The 21,730-nt window shown below is 30.5% G+C and carries 18 protein-coding genes; 11 read left to right on the forward strand and 7 right to left on the reverse strand.

Going from position 1 to position 21,730, the window contains the following annotated elements; genetic code table 11:
- Positions 1 to 322 precede the first annotated feature (322 nt).
- Genes L3J60_RS01960 through L3J60_RS01970 form a run of 3 tightly spaced genes read left to right on the forward strand, consistent with a single transcriptional unit; the run spans position 323 to position 3,092 of the window.
- A complete protein-coding gene (locus tag L3J60_RS01960; protein WP_291973801.1) occupies positions 323 to 871 on the forward strand; it encodes a hypothetical protein in 549 nt (182 codons plus the stop codon).
- Positions 868 to 2,241, forward strand: a complete 1,374-nt coding sequence (locus L3J60_RS01965; RefSeq protein WP_291973802.1) for a DUF5723 family protein — start codon at positions 868 to 870, stop codon at positions 2,239 to 2,241. The genes L3J60_RS01960 and L3J60_RS01965 overlap by 4 nt, the downstream gene beginning before the upstream one ends.
- A gap of 26 nt (positions 2,242 to 2,267) precedes the next feature.
- Positions 2,268 to 3,092 carry a hypothetical protein gene (locus tag L3J60_RS01970; RefSeq protein WP_291973803.1) on the forward strand — a complete coding sequence of 275 codons (825 nt, stop codon included), beginning with the start codon at positions 2,268 to 2,270 and terminating at the stop codon, positions 3,090 to 3,092.
- A gap of 360 nt (positions 3,093 to 3,452) precedes the next feature.
- On the opposite strand, the gene L3J60_RS01975 is transcribed toward L3J60_RS01970, so the two are convergent.
- The gene (locus L3J60_RS01975) at positions 3,453 to 4,727 is read right to left on the reverse strand and encodes a replication-associated recombination protein A (RefSeq protein WP_291973804.1); all 1,275 of its coding nucleotides are present in this window, start codon (positions 4,725 to 4,727) and stop codon (positions 3,453 to 3,455) included.
- 184 nt (positions 4,728 to 4,911) lie between these two features.
- Between L3J60_RS01975 and L3J60_RS01980 the strand changes: the two genes are divergently transcribed.
- Positions 4,912 to 5,580, forward strand: coding sequence for a rhomboid family intramembrane serine protease (locus L3J60_RS01980; RefSeq protein WP_291973805.1), 669 nt, complete (start codon positions 4,912 to 4,914; stop codon positions 5,578 to 5,580).
- Positions 5,581 to 6,366: 786 nt separating this feature from the next.
- On the opposite strand, the gene L3J60_RS01985 is transcribed toward L3J60_RS01980, so the two are convergent.
- A complete protein-coding gene (locus tag L3J60_RS01985) occupies positions 6,367 to 7,071 on the reverse strand; it encodes a hypothetical protein (RefSeq protein ID WP_291973806.1) in 705 nt (234 codons plus the stop codon).
- A gap of 76 nt (positions 7,072 to 7,147) precedes the next feature.
- Here L3J60_RS01985 and rlmB point away from each other — a divergent pair, with 76 nt between their 5' ends.
- Complete coding sequence (gene rlmB / locus L3J60_RS01990; RefSeq protein WP_291973807.1) at positions 7,148 to 7,891, forward strand: 23S rRNA (guanosine(2251)-2'-O)-methyltransferase RlmB; 744 nt, start codon at positions 7,148 to 7,150, stop codon at positions 7,889 to 7,891.
- A gap of 313 nt (positions 7,892 to 8,204) precedes the next feature.
- On the opposite strand, the gene L3J60_RS01995 is transcribed toward rlmB, so the two are convergent.
- The 5 genes from L3J60_RS01995 to L3J60_RS02015 form a co-directional block, all read right to left on the reverse strand.
- Entirely contained in the window at positions 8,205 to 9,434 is a 1,230-nt protein-coding gene (locus L3J60_RS01995; protein WP_291973808.1) for a hypothetical protein, read from the reverse strand.
- 47 nt (positions 9,435 to 9,481) lie between these two features.
- Entirely contained in the window at positions 9,482 to 10,339 is an 858-nt protein-coding gene (locus L3J60_RS02000; protein WP_291973809.1) for a hypothetical protein, read from the reverse strand.
- 24 nt (positions 10,340 to 10,363) lie between these two features.
- Positions 10,364 to 11,827: a SusD/RagB family nutrient-binding outer membrane lipoprotein gene (locus L3J60_RS02005; RefSeq protein ID WP_291973810.1), complete on the reverse strand. Its 1,464-nt coding sequence runs from the start codon at positions 11,825 to 11,827 to the stop codon at positions 10,364 to 10,366.
- 27 nt (positions 11,828 to 11,854) lie between these two features.
- Positions 11,855 to 14,986, reverse strand: coding sequence for a SusC/RagA family TonB-linked outer membrane protein (locus L3J60_RS02010; protein WP_291973811.1), 3,132 nt, complete (start codon positions 14,984 to 14,986; stop codon positions 11,855 to 11,857).
- A 200-nt stretch (positions 14,987 to 15,186) separates the two neighbouring features.
- On the reverse strand, positions 15,187 to 16,845 hold the full coding sequence (locus L3J60_RS02015) for a hypothetical protein (protein ID WP_291973812.1): 1,659 nt from the start codon (positions 16,843 to 16,845) through the stop codon (positions 15,187 to 15,189).
- 186 nt (positions 16,846 to 17,031) lie between these two features.
- Here L3J60_RS02015 and rpsL point away from each other — a divergent pair, with 186 nt between their 5' ends.
- From rpsL to rplD, 6 genes are all read left to right on the forward strand, one after another.
- Positions 17,032 to 17,406, forward strand: coding sequence for a 30S ribosomal protein S12 (rpsL, locus tag L3J60_RS02020; protein ID WP_291973813.1), 375 nt, complete (start codon positions 17,032 to 17,034; stop codon positions 17,404 to 17,406).
- A 23-nt stretch (positions 17,407 to 17,429) separates the two neighbouring features.
- Positions 17,430 to 17,906, forward strand: a complete 477-nt coding sequence (gene rpsG, locus L3J60_RS02025; RefSeq protein WP_291973814.1) for a 30S ribosomal protein S7 — start codon at positions 17,430 to 17,432, stop codon at positions 17,904 to 17,906.
- A 13-nt stretch (positions 17,907 to 17,919) separates the two neighbouring features.
- Positions 17,920 to 20,010, forward strand: a complete 2,091-nt coding sequence (gene fusA / locus L3J60_RS02030) for an elongation factor G (protein ID WP_291973815.1) — start codon at positions 17,920 to 17,922, stop codon at positions 20,008 to 20,010.
- 17 nt (positions 20,011 to 20,027) lie between these two features.
- The gene (gene rpsJ, locus L3J60_RS02035) at positions 20,028 to 20,333 is read left to right on the forward strand and encodes a 30S ribosomal protein S10 (protein ID WP_291973816.1); all 306 of its coding nucleotides are present in this window, start codon (positions 20,028 to 20,030) and stop codon (positions 20,331 to 20,333) included.
- Between the two features lie 150 nt (positions 20,334 to 20,483).
- Positions 20,484 to 21,101: a 50S ribosomal protein L3 gene (gene rplC / locus L3J60_RS02040; protein WP_291973817.1), complete on the forward strand. Its 618-nt coding sequence runs from the start codon at positions 20,484 to 20,486 to the stop codon at positions 21,099 to 21,101.
- Positions 21,101 to 21,730 carry a 50S ribosomal protein L4 gene (gene rplD / locus L3J60_RS02045; protein WP_291973818.1) on the forward strand — a complete coding sequence of 210 codons (630 nt, stop codon included), beginning with the start codon at positions 21,101 to 21,103 and terminating at the stop codon, positions 21,728 to 21,730. Before rplC ends, rplD begins: the two co-directional genes overlap by 1 nt.

The raw sequence follows: 21,730 nt of genomic DNA on the forward strand, positions 1-21,730 counted from the left end.
TTTGATAAAAAATTGTATCGAGAACGGCTGTTTTTAAATAAAAAACCTATTCTCGATACTAATTTTAAGCCTAAAAAGGCTAAAATTCACTCGAATTGACGAAATTTTATCATAATGCACAACGGGTTTATAAAAGTAAATAAATAAAAAAGTATTTTGATTATCCGTAATTAATTATAAAATGTTCGTCACCCTGAACCTGTTTCAGGGTCTCATCAATATAAATCGGTGATTAGTAAAAACTATGAGATGCTGAAACAAGTTTAGCATGACGTATAAATATGAAATATGACACAAAACGGATATACATAAAAGTATTAATATGAAACCCAAATATTACATATCAATTTTAACTATTTTTGTAACTTTCACAAGTTGCACAAAAGAGGTAGATTTTAATCAAGTTGATGATGCAAGTATTCATGCAACATACATTTCTACTTTAGTTTATGCAGATTTTACTGCAGTTAAATTTTTAGATATTTTTAATAATGAAATTACCTATACCACAGATTTAATTGAGGCACCAATTGATAAAACAACTATTAAATATTTAGAAAAGGTTGAGTTTACGCTTATTATTACAAATTCTTTTAATCGATCTTTTAATTTTGACTTTAATTTTTTAGATGATGCAGGTCAGTTAATTTATACACTTCAACCAACGGTTCATGTATCTCCAAATTCAGGTGAAACTACTTTTATTTTAGAAATTCCACCAGAAGATATTAATGTTTTAAATAATACTCAATTTTTTGGTTTTTTGGTAACATTAGAACCAAGTACTGGAAGTACGCTTAACGGAACTGAAACCGCCAATTTGAACTTAAAATCAGCTGTTAAATTATATTATAATTACAGAAAGATATGAGAAAAATAATATATCTGTTTTTATTTATAAGTGTACAAAGTATTGCTCAAAACAAGCAAATACTTTACAATTTTAATAATTTACCACAAACCTTACTGTTAAATCCAGGAGCTGAGGTTTACAACCAATCTCATATTGGTTTTCCTTTACTTTCTCAAATTTCTTTTCAAGGTGGATTTACAGGCTTTTCAGCCTATGATATATTTGCAAATGATGGTGTACCTATAAATGATAAAATAAGAAAAACAGTTAATAAATTCGGGAAAGCCGAATTTTTTGAAGCAAATCAACAATTAGAAATACTAAATGCAGGATATCGATTAAAAGACAACAGTTATTTATCTTTTGGTTTTTATGAAGAATTTAATACTTTAGTTAAAATACCTCGTGATATAGTTGATTTGTTTTACGAAGGAAATTCAGTAATCGGTAGGCATTATTCTATAAAAAAGATGGCTGCTAGGGCAGAGTTGTTAAGTGTTTTACATGTCGGATTGTCCAAAAAAATTAATAAAAAGTGGCAAGTTGGCGGACGGTTTAAAATTTATTCCAGTGTGTTTAATGCTAAATCAAAGCAAAGTACAGGAGCATTATATTTGGAAAATGGAACTAACAATATCTATAAACAACATATTGATAATGTTAATTTTCTGTTGCAAACTTCAGGAGTATTTTTTGATAATAATGATGTAATTACGCAATCGTATATCCAAAAAAAATTATTATTTGGTGGTAATTTAGGCATAGGAATTGACGCTGGTTTTACCTATCACCCTAAGAAACATTGGACAGTAACCGGAAGTATTTTAGATTTCGGATTTATAAACTACAAGCAAAATGTGGAATCGTATAGTGTAAAAGGAAGTTATGAAATAGAAGGAATTCAAGTAAATTTTGATCCTGCAAATCCACAAAATTATTGGCAAAATTTAAAAGATGATTTTGATAATCAGATAGTTATGGATACTATTTACAGTAAATATTCATCTTTGCGTCCTATTAAACTAAACGGAAGTGTTACGTATGCTTTTGGAAGACCATATTATGATGATTGCCATTTTTCAAAAGAATTAGAAACTTATACAGATAAAATGGGATTACAATTATTTTCTACTGTTGGTGCTGTGCACTCTTATTTAGCTGCTACTTTGTTTTATGAAAGAAGAATAAATAAACATTTACAAACCAAACTAACTTATACTGCTGATCCTTTTTCGTTTACCAACGTTGGCCTAGGTATTTCTTCTCATTTTGGAGCATTTAATATGTATTTAGCTGCCGATAATTTAATAAGTTTAGCCAACGTCTATAATGCCAAAAGTGTAAATGTTCAATTAGGAATTAACTTCATTTTTAATAAGAAAATTTAGTACTTTTACTAAAAATCAAATCACAAATGAAAAAATTAAGTTTAATATTTGCTATATTTTTTACTACAGTTACATTTTCACAAAGTAAATTAAACAATTATAAATATATATTAGTTCCTGCTCAATTTGAATTTCAACGATCACCTGATATTCACCAAATAAATTCTTTAACTAAATTTTTATTTAATAAAGCTGGTTTTACAACTTATTTAATCAATGAATCTTTTCCTAATGATTTAGCAAAAAATAGGTGTAATGCATTAACAACACGAATGATAAATAGTCCTACTTTTTTGAGCACAAGAGTTACTATAGAATTGGTAGATTGTAATAATAATGTGGTGTTTACAACTCGTCAAGGAAAATCTAGATTAAAAGATTATAGGCAGGCCTATAATGAAGCAATTAGAGCTGCTTTTAGAGATATTGAAAATGCTAATTATCATTATAAACCAATAAAAATTCAAAATAACATTGTTGCTAAACCTATAAAAAAAGAAGTTGTAAAAAAACAGGTTGTACAAAAAATTACTCCAAAAGTTGCAGTACAACAAAAGGTAGCTAAAAAAAAAGAAGCAGTTGCAGTTGCCGTTAATAAGTTTGAATTAGCAGGAAAATATCAAATTGGTGATTATGGAATTTGTACGTTAACTAAAAACAGTGATAATTTCAAAATGCTAAGTGGTGATGAAAATTTTGAAATAGCCAAAGTGTATAAAACCTCAAAACCAGGTATTTTTATTATTAAATGGGTAGCTTTTAAACAACCTCAATTACTTCAACTAACACAACAAGGAAATTTAAAAATAGATACAAAAAAAGGAGTAAGAGAGTACAAGCTGGTTAATTAAAATGTATATCCGTTTTTGTGTCATATTTATACGTCATGCTGAACTTGTTTCAGCATCTCATAGTTTTTACTAATCACCAATTTATATTGATGATATCCTGAAACAAGCCATCCTGCAGCAAGCAGGTTCAGGAAGGCGTGTTAGCCATAGGCCTAAAAATAGATATACAATAATTAACCCGCTGTGTATTATAACTTTTTAAACTTACGTTACGTCCGTTCGAGTAATTTTTGATAAAAAATTGTATCGAGAACGGCTGTTTTTAAATAAAAAACCTATTCTCGATACTAATTTTAAGCCTAAAAAGGCTAAAATTCACTCGAATTGACGAAATTTTATCATTAATGTACAACGGGTTAACTAATAATCATATTTATTATTCCATCGTTTTTTTAAAAATTCTCGCATAGCGTTTTCTCTGGAATTGATTCCAGGTTCAAATAATTTAGTAGAAGCAATTTCATCTGGCAAAAATTCTTGTTCCACAAAATTATTATCAAAACTATGAGCATATTTATAATCTTTACCATAATTTAATTCCTTCATCAATTTAGTAGGAGCATTTCGTAAAGATAATGGAACAGATAAATCTCCTGTTTCCTGAACTAATTTTTGAGCATTTTTAATGGCTTCATAACTGGCATTACTTTTAGGAGAACTTGCTAAATAAATAGCACACTGACTTAAAATAATTCGTGATTCAGGGAAACCAATGGTAGTAACAGCCTGAAATGTATTATTTGCCATAATTAAGGCAGTCGGATTCGCATTTCCAATATCTTCCGAAGCTAAAAGAAGCAACCTTCTAGCAATAAATTTAACATCTTCACCGCCTTCAATCATTCTAGCTAACCAGTAAACCGCTGCATTTGGGTCACTTCCTCTAATTGATTTTATAAATGCTGAAATAATATCATAATGTTGCTCACCAGCTTTATCATATAAAACGGTATTTTTTTGAATTTTAGACAACACTAAATCATTAGTAATAACAATAGGTTCATCTTCAGAATTAACAATTAGCTCAAAAATATTTAATAATTTTCTAGCATCACCTCCTGAAATTTTGAGTAAAGCTTCAGATTCTTTTATTTCAATATCTTTTGATGCAATAAAAGCATCTTCTTTTAAAGCACGTTGCAATAATTGTTGTAAATCTGTTTTAGAAAAAGCATTTAATATATAAACCTGACAGCGTGATAATAATGCAGGAATAACTTCAAAACTAGGATTTTCAGTAGTAGCACCAATTAACGTTATCCAACCTTTTTCAACGGCACCTAATAGTGAATCTTGTTGCGATTTGCTAAACCTATGAATTTCATCAATAAATAAAATCGGATTTTTTGTAGTAAATAAACCGTCATTTTGTTTGGCTCTATTAATAACATCCCTAACATCTTTAACACCACTACTAATGGCACTTAAAGTATAAAATGGCCGATCCGATTCTTTGGCAATAATATTTGCCAACGTAGTTTTGCCAATTCCCGGAGGTCCCCACAATATCAATGAAGGAATAATACCACGTTTAATAGGCTGTGTAAGTGCACCTTTTGCACCAACTAAATGTTGCTGACTTATATAATCATCTAAAGTTTTTGGTCTAATTCGTTCCGCTAAAGGTACTTTCATACGGTAAAAATACAAATAAAAATAAAGTTTTGGGCGTTCCACTGCATTGCATTTGTGGCGGGCTATTCGTTAAATCTTTTTTAGTTCTAAAAAAGGATATCTCTTCTATCCCTAACGCAAAGTAACATTCATAATTTTAACAAAAAAAACAAGAATAAATCATTCCAATTTGTATTTTTATACCATGAAAAATAGAAAAGCTGAAATAGATAAATTAACGTTGGTTGTTCCAATTTCAGTTATTGTTATTATTTGGGCAGTTTATTTTATTGAAATTAATTACGGATTCAATTTTAATAAATATGGCATTTATCCACGAACTTTTAAAGGTTTGCGAGGTATTATTTTTTCTCCTTTTATTCACGGTTCGGTTTCGCATATTTTTAATAATAGTATTCCGTTAGCAGTAATGCTAGGTAGTTTGTATTTCTTCTATAAAAAAATAGCAACAAAAGTACTTTTGATAGGAATATTTTTAACAGGATTTTTAACTTGGATATTTGCAAGACCAGCCTATCATATTGGTGCAAGTGGAGTAGTGTATTTTTTAGTGAGCTTTATTTTTTTTAGTGGAATTTTTAGAAAACATTATCGCTTAATAGCATTATCATTAGTGGTCGTTTTTTTGTATGGAAGTTTAATTTGGTACGTTTTTCCGGTTGAAGAAGCAATATCTTGGGAAGGTCATTTATCAGGATTTTTGATGGGTTTATTATTTGCTTATTTATTTAAAAAACAAGGACCGCAACCAGAACAATTTATTTTTTCAAAAAATGAAGCTTTTGAAAATCAGTTTGATGAAAACGGAAATTTTATTGAGCAAACCGAAGAAAATAGTAAAGAAGAAGAGTAAAAAATATGGTATGTTTTGATGAAATTTTGTCAATTCAAGTGAATTTTAATCCTTGAACTTGAGTTCGATATAAGAAAATAAATACCGAGTTGAAAATCAACAAGCTACGTCATTGCGATGAATGAAGCAAAGCGAAATGAGGAAGCAATCTCATTTTTATGAAAAGATTACTTCAAATTATGGCACTACATTTATAATTTTCGCAATGACATTTTGATTTTTAGTTATTTAAAGTAAATCCTTAGGTCGAACTCAGGTTAATAAACAACGTCATACTGAATTTGTTTCAGGATTTCATTGTCATTTAATAATCCATATTTATTGGATAGAAAGTTATACTATAAATTAGGTTAATTCGAGTAATCTTTGATAAAAAATTGTATTGAGAATGGTTGTTTTTAACTGAAAAACCTATTCTCGATATTAATTTTAAGCCTAAAAAGGCTAAAATTCACTCGAATCAACGAAATTTTATCATAATGCACAACGGATTCAGTTAATATAACCTTATTAAAAAAACTGATTATCCTTAATTTGTATCCATAATAAACAACATCATGCTGAAGATATTACAATGAGCGGCGTCGAAATATTGTTTCAGCATCTCATTCCCATTTAATAATCCATATTTATAGGGATAGAAAGTTATACTATAAAACAAGTTCAAGGTAACGGACAATATGCTAGATTATGGATATTCAGAAAAAAGGGTTCAACTTTAACTAAAAAGTAAAACCCTCCTGTTTATGTGTACACATAATTTTTTGAAAAAGTGACTATTTATTCTTATAATGAATAGTAATAATTAGCTAATCTAACAATATCCCTTTCTTTACTAAATTTAATTCTATTGGTTTTAATAAAGTTATTTACTAACTTATTATGCTTATTTAATACAGCTTTAATATCCCTTTTGTTTAATCTAACTTTAACATATAACCCTTTATCATTTTTAATATAATAGGTAATAGCATCTCTAAATTCTAATGGATAATTATTAATAGTCTGACTTCCTTTGCTCCTATTTGGATCATAAATTATTTTTCCATCTTTTTTAATAAGGTAGTTTGTATTTTGTAAATTAGAAACTATTTCATAAAAACCATCTTTACCTTTTTCTTTGAAATTATTACTTAACAATTTTACAAAATAATGTTTTAATTTTTTATTGTAATCTAAGACAGAAAACCCTGTAACATCATTATCTAATATTTCAATAATTTCACCTTTATTTTTAATAAATAATTCGTCTTTATAAGCATCATATTTTAAATAATCTTGTTTGGAAAATACACTATCGTTTAAAACTAGCATCCCAGAATTCCATACCTTAAAAAGAAATGGGCTACCCTTAATATTGGGATTTTTAGTGATAATTACATTACCTCTATCAACTTTAGAGAGGTAATCAGTATTAATAACTTGATTGTTTTGTTGCGAAAATAATTGTGTAAAACTAAACACTAAACTTAAGAGTACTATTTTTTTCATAATATATATTTTAAATTAACAATTTTATCTTTAACAAGATACAAAAATCATTCCACATTATTAGTACCTTTACAAAATGGAAAATGAAACCTCTAAAATATTTGGGATAAGAGCAATTATAGAAGCTATAAATGCTGGCAAAACCATTAGTAAAATTTATTTACAAAAGAATTTAAGTGGAAACTTATTTTCAGAATTAAACGCTTTAATAAAAAAAGAAGGAATTGCAACGAGTTATGTTCCCGTTGAAAAGCTAGATCGACTTTCAAAATATAGCAATCACCAAGGAGTTGTTGCTCAAATTTCACCTATTGAATTTATTGATTTAGATAATTTAATTACTACTACTTTAGAAAAAACCACTACTCCTTTATTTTTACTGTTAGATAGAATTTCGGATGTACGAAATTTTGGTGCAATAATTAGAACCGCAGAATGTACTGGTGTTAATGGAATAATAATTCCTAATCAAGGGAACGCTCCTATTAGTGCAGATACCATTAAAACATCGGCAGGGGCTGCTTTTAAAGTTCCTATATGTAAAGTAAACCATATTAAAGATGCTATTTTTCAATTTCAAGCTGCGGATATTCAATTAGTGGCGGCAACTGAGAAAACAGAAACCTTAATTTACGAAATAGATTTAAAAATTCCTACGGCTATTATTATGGGTTCAGAGGATAGAGGTGTACATCCTTCTATTTTAAAAATGGTAGATAAAAAAGCTAAATTACCTCTATTAGGAGAAATTGAATCTTTAAATGTTTCGGTTGCTTGTGGTGCTTTTTTATATGAAGCGACTAGACAAAGGTTAGGATAAAAACTAAGTTCGACTTAAAGTTTACCATAAAAACAGCTGAAGATTATAACGTCATTGCAAAAATTATAAACGGTAGTGCATAATTTGAAGCAATCTCTCTATTTTTAGTAAGATTGCTTCCTCATTTCGCTTTGCTTCATTCATCGCAATGACGTAGCTTGTTGATTTTCAACCCGGTATTTATTTTCTTACATCGAACTCAGGTTATTATTATTATTCGTTAATTAAATTAGATACAATTAGTAACTAATTTATACCATAAAAAAACCACCCATTTTTGGGTGGTTTTTTAGTATTATAAGGTTTTAAATTACTAGTTTGCTGTTAATGTAGCATGGAAATAACCATCAGGATAATCTCCTGTTAAACCATAATCAACAATTACATCAGCACCAGCTTGAATTAGTTTGTACTGTAGAACTAACACTCCAGTAGCAGCATCATAAGTTCCAGAACCTACAATATCATAACTTGGTTGTGGACTACCATTCCAAGTAGTTGAATATAGATATTGTTGAGGTATGTCAACTACACCATTACTGTCAACGGTATAATATACAGTACCAGCATCAGTAACAATTTCGTTCCAGTAGCCAGGAAACCAACCAGCTGCAATACCGGAAATTGTTAAACCATCACAATCTGCACCTGTTATTACTTCATTAGGGTAACCAGCATCATCTCCAGTATAGCTTGTACTTGAAAAGTTTGGTTTGGCTATATTTTCAAAGGTATAGTTTTGTCCAACTTTTGTAATTTTTGTTAAAACAAAATAATTATTAGGACAAAGACTTTCATTGTTAATTGCATTAGGGAATGAGAAACTTTCCCCATTTATAACACCTGGTTGATTAAATTCTAAATTTAAATTTAAATCTCTAACTATATCAGCGTTAGCATCGTAAAAGTCTGCAACGACATAATAATCTCCGTCAGGTGCACCACCAGGCAAAACAAAAGTTTCAAAACTACCACCATCAGCACTACCAAGAATATTTGTGTTATTTGGTCCATCTGTAATTAACAATCTCATATCTGCAAAATCTGTTGGACTAATAGCTTCACCTGAATTATCTGTTGTAGCTGTAGCCATATCCCAACTCATATCAATAGTTAAATCTCCAGAAGTATAATTTAAAATATTAAAATCAACATCAACAGGTGAAAAAGATGCATTTGCAACTCTTTCATCTCCAATTTGAAGTTTTAAAGTTTCTGTATCCTCAACTAAATCATCAGTAAGTATTTTAATACTACCAGTTGCAGTTGTATAACCTGCAGGGATTACTAACGTAGTAGTCATTTCATAGTCATCTGCACTAGCAGAACCTCCAACTTGTTGCACATGTAATTTTACATCTACAATTTGAGGTTCACTTAACGTAACTGTATACGTATATTCTGAATCATCTTCAACTAAGGTTACCGGACTTGTAAAGTCTAGCGATGTTGTTAGCGTAGGAGATGATGGTACCAATTGGCTTTCGCCAGTGTACTCCTTTTTATTACAGCTAATAATTATAGTACTTAATGCTAAAAACATTAAGAACCTTTTTATAGTTTTTATTTTCATCTTTTTATTTTTATAGTTTATTGTCTTGTGTACGTAGAAGTCCAAGTAGCAGGCCAATTAGTAGTGAGAGTTTGAGTATGAGACATTGTTAATATTCCAGTTCCTCCATCCCAAGCTCCTCCACTAATTTCACCAATGTCGTAACCACTATTAGCACTACCAAAGTTTAAATCTCCAGTAGGTAATACTTCACCACATACAACGGTAATATTAGCCCAATTTACTAATGTTGAGTTCGAAGTACAACGATCTAAAAATCCACCATCACCATCTGCTATATGCCAAGTTCCATCAGGATTGGCAGTAATAGTTGTAGTAAAGGAAGGTGCACAAGCATCATTAGTTACTAAATAAGTCCCTGATAAATCTGCTGAACAATTTATAGTAACATTAAAACTTCCTTCATTTGGACCTGCAAAATAAACTGAACCATCGGTTTTAGTTATTTTAGTTCTAAAAGTAATTACATCACCTATTCGTAAATCTGCAGGAGATTTACCTAAGCCATCAAGATATTCGTTAAGAGTTGTATAGTCTAATGAAATTGGTAAAGTACTACTAGTCACGGCTGATACTTCAGTACCACCATTTAAAGATTTCATGATTTCATAACTACTTACATTTTGTCCCCCAGACATTAACATTACTCCTAATTGTAGAAAGTTGTCTGAAAAAGCAACTGTAGCAGTTGTTAAATCTGAAGAAGATGGTGCTCCTAAAAGTTTACCATCAGAGTTTGTATTTATTGATACAATAGCTCCTCCTTCACTGGCAGTTCCAGTTAATTGGTCTGTTGTATCAAAAGCAGTATTATCATTACAAGAGTATATAAATAATAATGAGATTAAAGCAAACAGTTTAAATATTTTTTTCATAATTATATGTTTATTTTATTAATATTATTGATTACCACCCATCCACCAAATTGGTGTCTTTAAATCATCTGTACCTTGGGTAGCTACCGCAGCTTCAACATTTGCTTTATTGATAGAATACTCCGTAGTAGGATAATTATAACGTGATGGAATTTGGTTGAATGCAGCTTCTGCAGCAGGTGCTAAAACTGGATAACCAGTTCTTCTCCATTCGTTCCAAGATTCTACACCTTGTGAATATAATGCAATCCATTCTTGAGTTGCAATTTGTTTAAGAGCATTTGCATTGTTAGATTCTAAATTTTGAGTTGCTAAAAATGCAGATGCATCAGCAGCTGGCACTTCGTTAAAATCTAAAGAAGCAGTAATGGCTTCTTTAAATAAAGTTCCTGCATCTAAATTAATCCAATTGTGTTGTGCAGCTTCAGCCATTAAGAATTTTAATTGTGCATTTGATATAAAGTACCCAGGTAATTCAGGACGTAAATAAAAATCTCCTAGTGCAGATACATTAGTATAATTATACGTATCACTAGGTACATCTCTAAAACCAGATGGTTTTCCTCTATAGATACCAGCATCATTTAATGCTGCATAAACAGGTAATCTTGGATCATTATCCGCAGTTAATCGATCTACTATTTCAGAATTTACTTTCCATTCACCTCTTGTACCAAATACAATAGATTCATATAATGGATTAGCACTTGGGTCAGCACTTAAATAAATTAATTTTGCTTCATCGGCATTACTTTGAAATAAATTACCAGCGTTTACTAAGGCTTGTAAAGCTCCACTAACATCTACTTGTCCAGACTCACGCATTAATACTCTGAATTTTAAAGAACTTGCAAATTTTTTCCACAAGCTAGCATCTCCACTATATAAAATATCATTAGTAGGATCAATAGTTCCTGAAGTGCCTAATTTTGCAATGGCATCATCAAGCATAGCTAAAATACCCGTATATACATCTTCTTGTTTATCATAAGCAGGTGCAATATTACCTTCATTAGCTTTTATAGCTTCAGAAAAAGGGATATCACCATAAACATCAGTTAAAAATGCAAAACCATAAGCTTGCAAGGTTAATGCAACACCCATCATATTGTTATTACCTTCAGCTACAGCTAAATTATACATAGAATTAGCATCAGAAATTACACCTGTATTAACTTGACTTAGATCCGTACCCGCATAAAATCTATCCCAAAGAGAAGTTATTACACCTTGTCTAGGAATATACCTAGCTTCATCATTGTATTGCACTTTGGCAAATTGTTGTGACCAACAAGCTCCCATATCTCCACCAACAAAAGTACTGTAGGATTCGTTTTGGGCACTTCTAACAACACCTGGTATTAATAAGTCCGAAGGGACCGTTACAGGGTTGTTCGGATCTATGTTTAAATCCTCAAATCCTTTATCACAACTTACTGAAATTAATAAGCTGAATAATAGAATTGTTATAATTTTAAATTGTTTCATTTTTTTAATGTTTTTAAATAATTTATACTACAATTTTAATTGTAAATTAAAACCAATACTTCTTGCAGAAGGCAATTGACCAAATTCTTGTCCTTGTTGTGCATTAGTATCACTAAAAGAAGTTTCTGGATCAATATGAGGCACCTTTTTATATAGTATCGCTAAATTACGACCAACTAAAGAAAAATTAATATCTGTAAAAAGTGTTTTACTAATTAATTTTTTAGGTAACCTATAGGTCAACATTACTTGTCTTAATTTCACATAAGAAGCATCAAATACTGAGCTTTCAACAATACTGTTAGAATAAGCTGCTTTATTATAATCTTCAGCAGTTCTTATTACATTGTTAGGAACATAATTACCATTGACAAGCATTACACCATCACCAACAATACCAGTTTCTCTACCAATTAAAGTTTCTTCTAGTGTACCAGCATATCTACCCCAAGTAGTGGTCATTGAATACACATCTCCACCTATTTTAGCATCCGCTAATACATTTAAACTTAAGTTTTTGTAACTAAAAGTAAAGCTAGCACCACCAGTCCAATCAGGAGTAATGTTACCTAATACTTTAGTTCCATCAGCGTTAGTTGGCAAACCATTTTCAAAAATGATAGCACCAGATGGGCTTCTATCAAAATAAGTTCCTACAATAGAACCATAAGGTTGACCTTCTCTAGCTTCTAAAGTCATAGACCATTGTCCACCAAGTACTAAAGCATCTAAACCACCTAAAGATTCTACTTTATTAGTGTTTTTAGCAAAATTTAAATCCATATCAAATTTAAAGTCTCCTTTATCTACTATTGTAGTCCCTAATTGTAACTCAATACCTTTATTATTCATTTTACCAACGTTTTGTACAGCACTTGTGTACCCAGATGCTGCAGTTACTTGAACAGGAACTACAAGATCTTTACTTGTTTGGTCATAATAGGTTGCATTAAAACGTAGTTTGCTATCAAACAATCTAATATCTAATCCATATTCAGTACCTGTTGTTGTTTCAGATTTTATGTTAGGATTATTTAAAGTTCCAGGTAAATAAGCAACAGAATTACCACCCCAAGTTTCAGTAGATAAAGAATAAGTAGGCTCTAATTGATAAGGTTGTAAAGCTCCAATACCACCTACTTGTGACCAACCACCTCTAACTTTTAAGAAAGATAAAACATTACTATCTACTTTTAACATATCAGTAATTACGGCACTCGCTGTAACTGAAGGATAAAAGAAGTTATTATTATTGCTTGGTAATATACTTGCCCAGTCATTTCTTCCTGAAAACTCTAGGAATAAATAATTTTTATAAGAAAATTTACCATAACCATAAATACTATTAATTTTTTGTTCAGAAAATTGATTATTAATTATATAAGTACTTCCAGCTCTTAAATTACTTACATTGTAAAAGTTAGGTAATTGAAGTTGTTGAGCCGCAGTATAACTCAATTCTGATTTTCTATACATCGCATTTTCACCTACCGTAAAATCAAATCCTAAATCTTCGGTAATTTTTGTAGTATAAGAAGCAGAAACGGTTGAATTAGTTTCGGTATAGGTACGAGCAGTTTCAGAATAAAAACCAAAAGGAGAACTATTACTACCAATTGATTGTCTGTGATGTTGTCTCATATTCCAAAAGTTAGTACCTACTTTGGCATTAACTGAAAAATGATCATTAATTTGGTAATTTAATGCAAAATTTCCAACAATTCTATCTCTAGCATATTGTCTGGTATTTGTATCTAACACCCAAAAAGGATTATTTTGAAAAACCGTATTCCAGTTTAAAGGCGTTCCTTCTGCTGCTGTTCCTACAGCTGCAAGAGGAAGGTTTTGCCAATCTTTTAAAGCATTAAAATCAACTTGTCTTTGAGACCAAATAAATTGTTGTACTGGGTTTTCATTGTTATATCCTTGCGTAGCAAAGTTATCACTTTTAGATTTTGTATAATTGAAATCTACAGAAGTAGTTAATTTATCGGATATAGTATAGTTAGATGAACCGCTTATAGTAAATTTTCTTAAGTCTGTATTTGGTACCATACCCGTTTGGCTACTTGAACCAACTGATAATCTATAACCAACATTTTCAGCACCACCTGTAAAAGAAATACTATTATTTAAGGTAACACCAGTATCGTAAAAATCTTTAATATTATTAGGATGAGAAACCCAAGGTAATGGAGCTCCACCTACTTTATACGATTGCCATTGTACAAAATTTAAGCCAACATCTAAAGGAGGTCCCCAACTTTCATCTGTTCCACCGCTTCCATTGGTCCCATCAATCCATTCATAAGCTAGATTATTACCGCCACCTCCATAAGAATTTTGATAATCAGGTAATAATAAAGGTGTCTCAACTGACATAGTATTACTAAATGTAATACCTAATCCTTGACCTTGTTTACCAGATTTGGTAGTTATTTGAATAACCCCATTTGCAGCTCTAACTCCATAAAGTGCAGCAGCAGCAGGACCTTTTAATACAGATATAGATTCTATATCATCTGCATTAATATCTGAAACTCCATTTGGTAAATCAGCACCACCACTGCTACCAGAGTTACCGTAGTTGCCATTTTCTAAAGGAACACCATCCACTACATATAAAGGTTGGTTGTTTCCTGTAATAGAGGAAACACCCCTTAAAATAACCCTTGAAGAAGAACCAACAGCACCAGAACTATTTGTAACTTGTACCCCAGCAATTTTACCAGAAAGTGAATTTACAATATTAGCTTCTCTTGCTTTGTTCATTTCATCACCGCCAACTTTTTGTACGGCAAATGTTGCAGATCTTTTTTCAACTTTACGTCCAAAACCTGTAACCACAACTTCTTGTAATGATTCGGCACTTTCTTTCATAGTGACATTAATAACATTAGAAGCTCCAACAGTTTTATCAATTGTTGCCATTCCTAAAAAGCTATATTGTAACACAGCTCCAGATTCAGCTTTAATTGAATAATTACCATCAAAATCAGTTTGTGTACCGGTTTTAGTACCTTTAATAATAACTGTAACACCTGGTAAAGGTCCACTTGCATCGGAAACCACACCAGTTACAGTTTTTTCTTGTGCAAACGTTATTTGAACAAGAAACGCTAGTAATAGCGTTAAAAAACCATTAAACTTTGTTTTCATTATATAATTATTTGAATTAATTATGTCAAAAATCTTAATAATTTGTTAATATTCCAAACTTTTTAGTGTTAAAGTCTTAAAGTATGTTAAAAATTACCACATCAACACTAATAAGGTTAGTTTATTAATAATACTTAGGTACAATCTTAAATTTTAACTTTAGTGGTGTATTATTTGCATAAAATAGACTAGTTATTTACTTAAAAAGGGTATGATATTTTAAAATGGAACTTTGAATCTTTAAAATTAAATGAATTTTCGTCTTTTTTACCTAATGCATAGCTTAAATTTATAGTGTTTTCTTTGTTTTTAAAGATTAATCCGAAACCTATACTATAAAATTTATGGTAAAGTTGTTGAATATCTTCTGTTAAAGCAAAATCTGTTATAGTATATATGGCGTTTTTTTTGTTTAAGGTGTAATAATATTCTAAGGAAGATAAACTATACTTTGAAGTGAAAATACTTTGTTCATCAAACCCCAGAATAGTATTAACGCCTCCAATTCTATACAATTCATTTTGATAATAATTATTAGAATTTAACCATGCATTTTCAGTTTTAAAAAGGAGGCTGTTTTTTAAGTTAAATTCAATTAAGTAAGTGCCTTTTATTTTTAATTTTGTTTGGTTGTCTTTTTTTGTAGTTATTTTCCGATTGCCAATTAAAAAATCTGTTGCAATTGAAAATTTGAATGGAATAAAATAATTAAAAGATGTTCTTTTAAAGTAGGAATAGGAAATGCCATAGTAATTATTATTAAAATCGGCAAGATTGTTATTTGTGGAAAATGATTGAGTTAAATTTGATTTTTCACCACTATATATTAATGTAAAACTATTATTCCGGTTAATTTCATATAATAATTGAAAGGTAGTTTTAGAATTCAAATACGTAGAGTCTTGTTTGTAAATTGAAAATTCAAATTTTGGAGTAATAGAGGTATTAAAAATATAAGGTGCTTTAAATTCAATATTGAGTGATTTGCTTGCTTTTTGAAAACTCTTCCAATTTAATTTTAAACGTTCACCATTATTAAAAATATTGTTCAAATTTAAATCTAAATATCCGTTAAGCTGAATTTTATTACTAGACGGTTTGTTTGAAAACCCTACAATACCATCAAAAGAATTATTAGATTTTTTTTTAAGATATAAAAATATTGAAGTAGAATCTTTGTTAAATAAAACTGCAGGCTTTTTAATTTGAGTTATAAAAGGGATTTGGTTTAATCTATCATTAATTAATGCTAATTTTTTAGTATTAAAAAGAGTATTATTTTTAATTCCAACAAAATGACTAAGGTATTTTTTTGGGAAATTAGGATATCCTTTAATAATTACGTTTGTAATATTTCTTTTTTTAGAAGTTTTAATAATTAAACTGGCAACTAAGGTATTTCCTTTTTCTTTTATGTCATCCAAATAGATAGAAGTAAAGGTAAACCCATTAATTTCATAAAAGTATATAATAGAATTTAAGGTGGTCTCTATATAATCTGTTGAAACTTCAAAATACGTATCTTTAATTTTAATATTTTTGAATTTACTTAAAGATGTAACATCAAATTTTTTATCGAAATAAACCCGAATGAAATCAAATTTTTTATTTAGCGTGTAAATACAATCAAATAAGGTATCTTTTTCTTTTAATGCGTATGAATTATTTAGGTAACCAATTTTAGCTAATAATGTCGAAATATTTTTCACTTCATTAAGAACACTTTGACGATTTAAATGTGTTTTATTAAAATGAATTTTGTTTAAAACAATTAAATTCAAACTATCTTTGGTTGTTACGTTTAAATGAAATTGTTGTGCATTTATTTCTCCAAAAAACACAAAGAATATTATGATCAATATTAAATTTAAAGTGCTTTTCAATAGTTTAAAAATTAGATTGTGAATATACTATAATAATATGGTGCAATTTTAATAAAAAATAAAATAATTACAGGTTTGATAAACAAGAATTTATTTGTAGATTTGCAAACTCTTAGAAAAGAGCTAAATAAATTTAAAAGTAATTAATAACAAAATTTTAGTATGCCAACAATTTCGCAATTAGTACGAAAAGGAAGAACCAAAATAACTAAGAAGAGTAAATCGGCTGCTTTAAATTCTTGTCCTCAAAGACGAGGAGTGTGTACACGTGTATATACTACAACACCAAAAAAACCAAACTCAGCAATGCGTAAAGTAGCAAGGGTAAGGTTAACAAATGGTAATGAAGTAAATGCCTACATTCCGGGTGAAGGACATAATTTACAAGAGCATTCGATAGTATTAGTTAGAGGTGGAAGGGTTAAAGATTTACCAGGAGTTAGGTATCATATTGTTCGTGGAGCATTAGATACAGCAGGTGTTGAAGGAAGAACTCAACGTCGATCTAAATATGGTACAAAAGCCCCAAAAAAGTAATTTAAAAACTTTAATGTAAAGAGATGAGAAAAAGGAAAGCGAAAAAAAGAGTTCTTTTACCAGATCCAAAATTTAATGATCAGTTAGTAACGCGTTTTGTGAACAACTTAATGTGGGATGGTAAAAAATCAGTAGCTTTTAAAGTATTCTATGATGCATTGGATATTGTAGAACAGAAAAAACAAGACGAAGAAAAATCAAGCCTTGAAATTTGGAAAGATGCTTTAAGTAATGTAATGCCACAAGTAGAAGTTAGAAGTAGAAGAATTGGTGGAGCTACATTTCAAATACCAGCACAAATTAGACCAGATAGAAAAGTTTCTATTGCTATTAAATGGCTAATTACCTATTCAAGAAAAAGAAATGAAAAATCTATGGCTCAGCGTTTAGGTGCTGAAATACTTGCTGCTGCAAAAGAAGAAGGTGCTGCAGTTAAGAAAAGAGTAGATGTGCATAAAATGGCTGACGCTAATAAAGCATTCTCCCACCTTAGATTTTAAATGAAGTAAGAAAATGGCAAGAGATTTAAAATATACAAGAAATATAGGAATTGCGGCTCATATTGATGCAGGTAAAACTACTTGTACCGAGCGAATTTTATATTACACCGGTGTTTCACATAAAATAGGTGAAGTTCATGATGGCGCTGCTACAATGGACTGGATGGCACAAGAGCAAGAAAGAGGAATTACCATTACTTCAGCTGCAACTCATTGCATTTGGCCTTATAGAGGTCAAAAATATAATGTTAATATTATTGACACTCCTGGTCACGTTGATTTCACAGTAGAAGTTGAACGTTCTTTAAGAGTTTTAGATGGTATGGTAGCTTTGTTTAGTGCCGTTGATGGTGTTGAACCTCAATCTGAAACGGTTTGGAGACAAGCAGATAAATATAAAGTACCAAGAATTGGATTTGTAAACAAAATGGATCGTCAAGGTTCCGATTTTTTTAATGTTTGTACGCAAGTTAAAGAAATGTTAGGAGGGAACCCTGTCCCCTTGCAAATTCCAATTGGAGATGAAGATGAGTTTAAGGGAGTAGTTGATCTAATTTCAAAGAAAGCAATTATTTGGAATGAGGAAGATATGGGAATGACCTTTGAGGAAATTGAAATCCCTGAAGAATTAGTTGATGAAGTTAATACGCGTCGTGCAGAATTAGTAGAAGCTGTAGCTGAATATGATGAAGAATTATTAGAAAAATTCTTTGAAGATGAAGATTCAATTACTGAAGACGAAATAATTGCTGCATTACGTGCTGCAACTATTGATATGTCTATTATTCCAATGTTGTGTGGTTCAGCCTTTAAAAATAAAGGAGTTCAAACGATGTTAGATGCGGTAATGAGATATTTACCATCACCACTTGATATTGAGGCAATTGAAGGTGTCGATCCAGATTCTGGAGAACCAGCTTTTAGAAAACCTAATGTAAACGAACCTTTTTCGGCATTAGCTTTTAAAATTGCAACGGATCCATTTGTGGGTAGGTTGGCATTTTTTAGAGCCTATTCAGGATATTTAGATGCAGGTTCTTATGTGTTAAATGTACGTTCAGGTAAAAAAGAACGTATTTCAAGAATATACCAAATGCACTCTAATAAACAAGAACCAATTTCAAGAATTGAAGCGGGTGATATTGGAGCTGCAGTAGGGTTTAAAGATATTAAAACAGGAGATACAATGTCCGATTTAAAACATCCTATTGTTTTAGAATCTATGACATTTCCTGAGCCAGTAATTGGTATTGCTGTTGAGCCAAAAACTAAAGCTGATGTTGATAAGTTAGGAATGGCTTTAAATAAATTAGCTGAAGAAGATCCAACATTTGTGGTTAAAACCGATGAAGCTTCTGGTCAAACAATTATTTCTGGAATGGGTGAATTACACCTTGAAATTTTAGTTGATCGTTTAAAACGAGAATTTAAAGTTGAAGTGAATGAAGGTCAACCACAAGTTGAATATAAAGAAGCAATTACTGCAAAAACAGATCATCGTGAAGTTTATAAAAAGCAATCTGGTGGACGTGGTAAATTTGCTGATATCAAGTTTATTATGGAGCCTGTTGAAGGTGAAGAAACTGGATTAGTATTTGAGAATAAGATTAAAGGTGGTAATGTGCCAAAAGAATTTATTCCTTCTATTGAAAAAGGATTTAAGGCTGCAATGAAAAACGGACCTTTAGCAGGTTACGAAATGGATAGTATGAAGATAACTTTATATGATGGTTCTTTCCACGCAGTGGATTCTGATCAATTATCTTTTGAATTAGCTGCAAAAATGGGATACAAAGCAGCAGCAAAAGCTGCGAAGGCGGTTATTCTTGAGCCAATTATGAAGTTAGAAGTTGTTACTCCTGAAATAAATATGGGTGATATTGTAGGTGATTTAAACCGTAGAAGAGGTCAAGTTCATGCAATGGATGATAGATCTGGAGCCAAAGTTGTAAAAGCAACCGTTCCTTTATCTGAAATGTTTGGTTATGTTACAACATTAAGAACATTATCATCTGGTAGAGCTACATCATCAATGGAATTTTCACATTATGCTGAAACACCATCAAATATAGCTGAAGAAGTAATAGCAAAAGCAAAAGGTTAATCTCTAAATTATTAACGATGAGTCAAAAAATTAGAATAAAATTAAAATCATACGATTACAATTTAGTAGATAAATCTGCTGAAAAAATTGTAAAAACAGTAAAAAGTACAGGAGCAGTGGTAACCGGACCAATTCCTTTACCAACTCATAAAAAGATTTTTACTGTATTACGTTCACCACACGTAAATAAAAAATCTAGAGAACAATTTCAATTATGTGCTTATAAACGTTTGTTAGACATTTATAGTTCATCATCAAAAACAATTGATGCTTTAATGAAATTGGAATTGCCAAGTGGAGTTGAAGTAGAAATTAAAGTTTAAGTACTTTAAACATCGAAATTGAAATTTCGGTGACTTGTCCGGAGCGATTGACGAAGGAAAAACGTAAGAATACATTCAGGGTTGAAGTATTTTTGACCCTGTTTTTTTGAAATAAAAATAGAATAATAATAAATTAATTAATTAATAAACATGTCTGGGTTAATAGGAAGAAAAATCGGAATGACCAGTTTATATGACGAAAGTGGTAAAAACATACCATGTACCGTTATAGAAGCAGGTCCTTGTGTAGTTACCCAAGTCAGAACCGAAGAAGTAGATGGGTATAAAGCCCTTCAACTTGGTTTCGATGACAAAAAAGCAAAAAGCTCAAATAAAGCTTTAGATGGTCACTTTAAAAAGGCCGGAACCAATGCTAAAAGAAAAGTTGTCGAATTTCAAGGTTTTGATGAGGAACACAAATTAGGAGATCAAATAACTGTTGAACTTTTTACTGAAGGAGAATTTGTTGATGTATCAGCAACTTCAAAAGGTAAAGGTTTTCAAGGGGTAGTTAAACGTCACGGATTTGCTGGTGTAGGCCAAGCAACTCACGGCCAACATAACCGTTTAAGAGCACCAGGGTCAATTGGTGCAGCATCTTATCCAGCTAGAGTATTCAAAGGAATGCGAATGGCAGGAAGAATGGGAGGAAGCAAAGTTACAGTTCAAAATTTAAGAGTTTTAAAAGTAGTTGCTGAAAAGAATCTACTTGTGGTTAAAGGAGCAATTCCTGGTCATAAAAACGCTTATGTAATTATTCAGAAATAATGAAAGTAGCAGTTTTAGACATACAAGGAAAAGATACAGGAAGAAAAGTTGAACTTTCTGATACTGTATATAATATTGAACCAAATAATCATGCCGTTTACTTAGATGTAAAACAATATTTAGCTAATAAACGACAAGGAACTCATAAAGCTAAAGAAAGAGCTGATATTTCAGGTAGTACTCGAAAAATTAAAAAACAAAAAGGTACTGGTACCGCTAGAGCAGGTAGTATTAAATCTCCTATATTTAGAGGTGGAGGTCGAGTTTTTGGCCCAAGACCTAGAGATTACTCTTTTAAATTAAATAAAAATTTAAAAAGATTAGCTCGTAGATCTGCCTTAAGTATTCAAGCAAAAGAGAACAATATTTTAGTAGTAGAAGATTTCAGTTTTGAAGCTCCAAAAACTAAAAATATTACTAGTGTTTTAAAGGCTTTAGGAGTAGAAAACAAAAAATCATTATTTGTGTTGGCTGAACCAAATAATAATGTATATTTGTCATCGCGCAATTTAAAAAGTGTTAAAATTGTAATGAATACAGGATTAAGTACTTACGAATTGTTAAATGCAAATAAAATAATTTTTTCCGAAAGTTCTTTAGAAGGAATTGAATCTAATTTAACTAAATAG

Source organism: Lutibacter sp., from assembly GCF_021647475.1.
GTDB lineage: Bacteria > Bacteroidota > Bacteroidia > Flavobacteriales > Flavobacteriaceae > Lutibacter.

Bases quoted from the DNA above. Each gene is read 5' to 3' on its own strand.
- L3J60_RS01960 (WP_291973801.1), top strand. From the start codon at position 323: ATGAAACCCAAATATTACATATCAATTTTAACTATTTTTGTAACTTTC.
- L3J60_RS01965 (WP_291973802.1), top strand. From the start codon at position 868: ATGAGAAAAATAATATATCTGTTTTTATTTATAAGTGTACAAAGTATT.
- L3J60_RS01970 (WP_291973803.1), top strand. From the start codon at position 2,268: ATGAAAAAATTAAGTTTAATATTTGCTATATTTTTTACTACAGTTACA.
- L3J60_RS01975 (WP_291973804.1), bottom strand. From the start codon at position 4,727: ATGAAAGTACCTTTAGCGGAACGAATTAGACCAAAAACTTTAGATGAT.
- L3J60_RS01980 (WP_291973805.1), top strand. From the start codon at position 4,912: ATGAAAAATAGAAAAGCTGAAATAGATAAATTAACGTTGGTTGTTCCA.
- L3J60_RS01985 (WP_291973806.1), bottom strand. From the start codon at position 7,071: ATGAAAAAAATAGTACTCTTAAGTTTAGTGTTTAGTTTTACACAATTA.
- rlmB (WP_291973807.1), top strand. From the start codon at position 7,148: ATGGAAAATGAAACCTCTAAAATATTTGGGATAAGAGCAATTATAGAA.
- L3J60_RS01995 (WP_291973808.1), bottom strand. From the start codon at position 9,434: ATGTTTTTAGCATTAAGTACTATAATTATTAGCTGTAATAAAAAGGAG.
- L3J60_RS02000 (WP_291973809.1), bottom strand. From the start codon at position 10,339: ATGAAAAAAATATTTAAACTGTTTGCTTTAATCTCATTATTATTTATA.
- L3J60_RS02005 (WP_291973810.1), bottom strand. From the start codon at position 11,827: ATGAAACAATTTAAAATTATAACAATTCTATTATTCAGCTTATTAATT.
- L3J60_RS02010 (WP_291973811.1), bottom strand. From the start codon at position 14,986: ATGAAAACAAAGTTTAATGGTTTTTTAACGCTATTACTAGCGTTTCTT.
- rpsL (WP_291973813.1), top strand. From the start codon at position 17,032: ATGCCAACAATTTCGCAATTAGTACGAAAAGGAAGAACCAAAATAACT.
- rpsG (WP_291973814.1), top strand. From the start codon at position 17,430: ATGAGAAAAAGGAAAGCGAAAAAAAGAGTTCTTTTACCAGATCCAAAA.
- fusA (WP_291973815.1), top strand. From the start codon at position 17,920: ATGGCAAGAGATTTAAAATATACAAGAAATATAGGAATTGCGGCTCAT.
- rpsJ (WP_291973816.1), top strand. From the start codon at position 20,028: ATGAGTCAAAAAATTAGAATAAAATTAAAATCATACGATTACAATTTA.
- rplC (WP_291973817.1), top strand. From the start codon at position 20,484: ATGTCTGGGTTAATAGGAAGAAAAATCGGAATGACCAGTTTATATGAC.
- rplD (WP_291973818.1), top strand. From the start codon at position 21,101: ATGAAAGTAGCAGTTTTAGACATACAAGGAAAAGATACAGGAAGAAAA.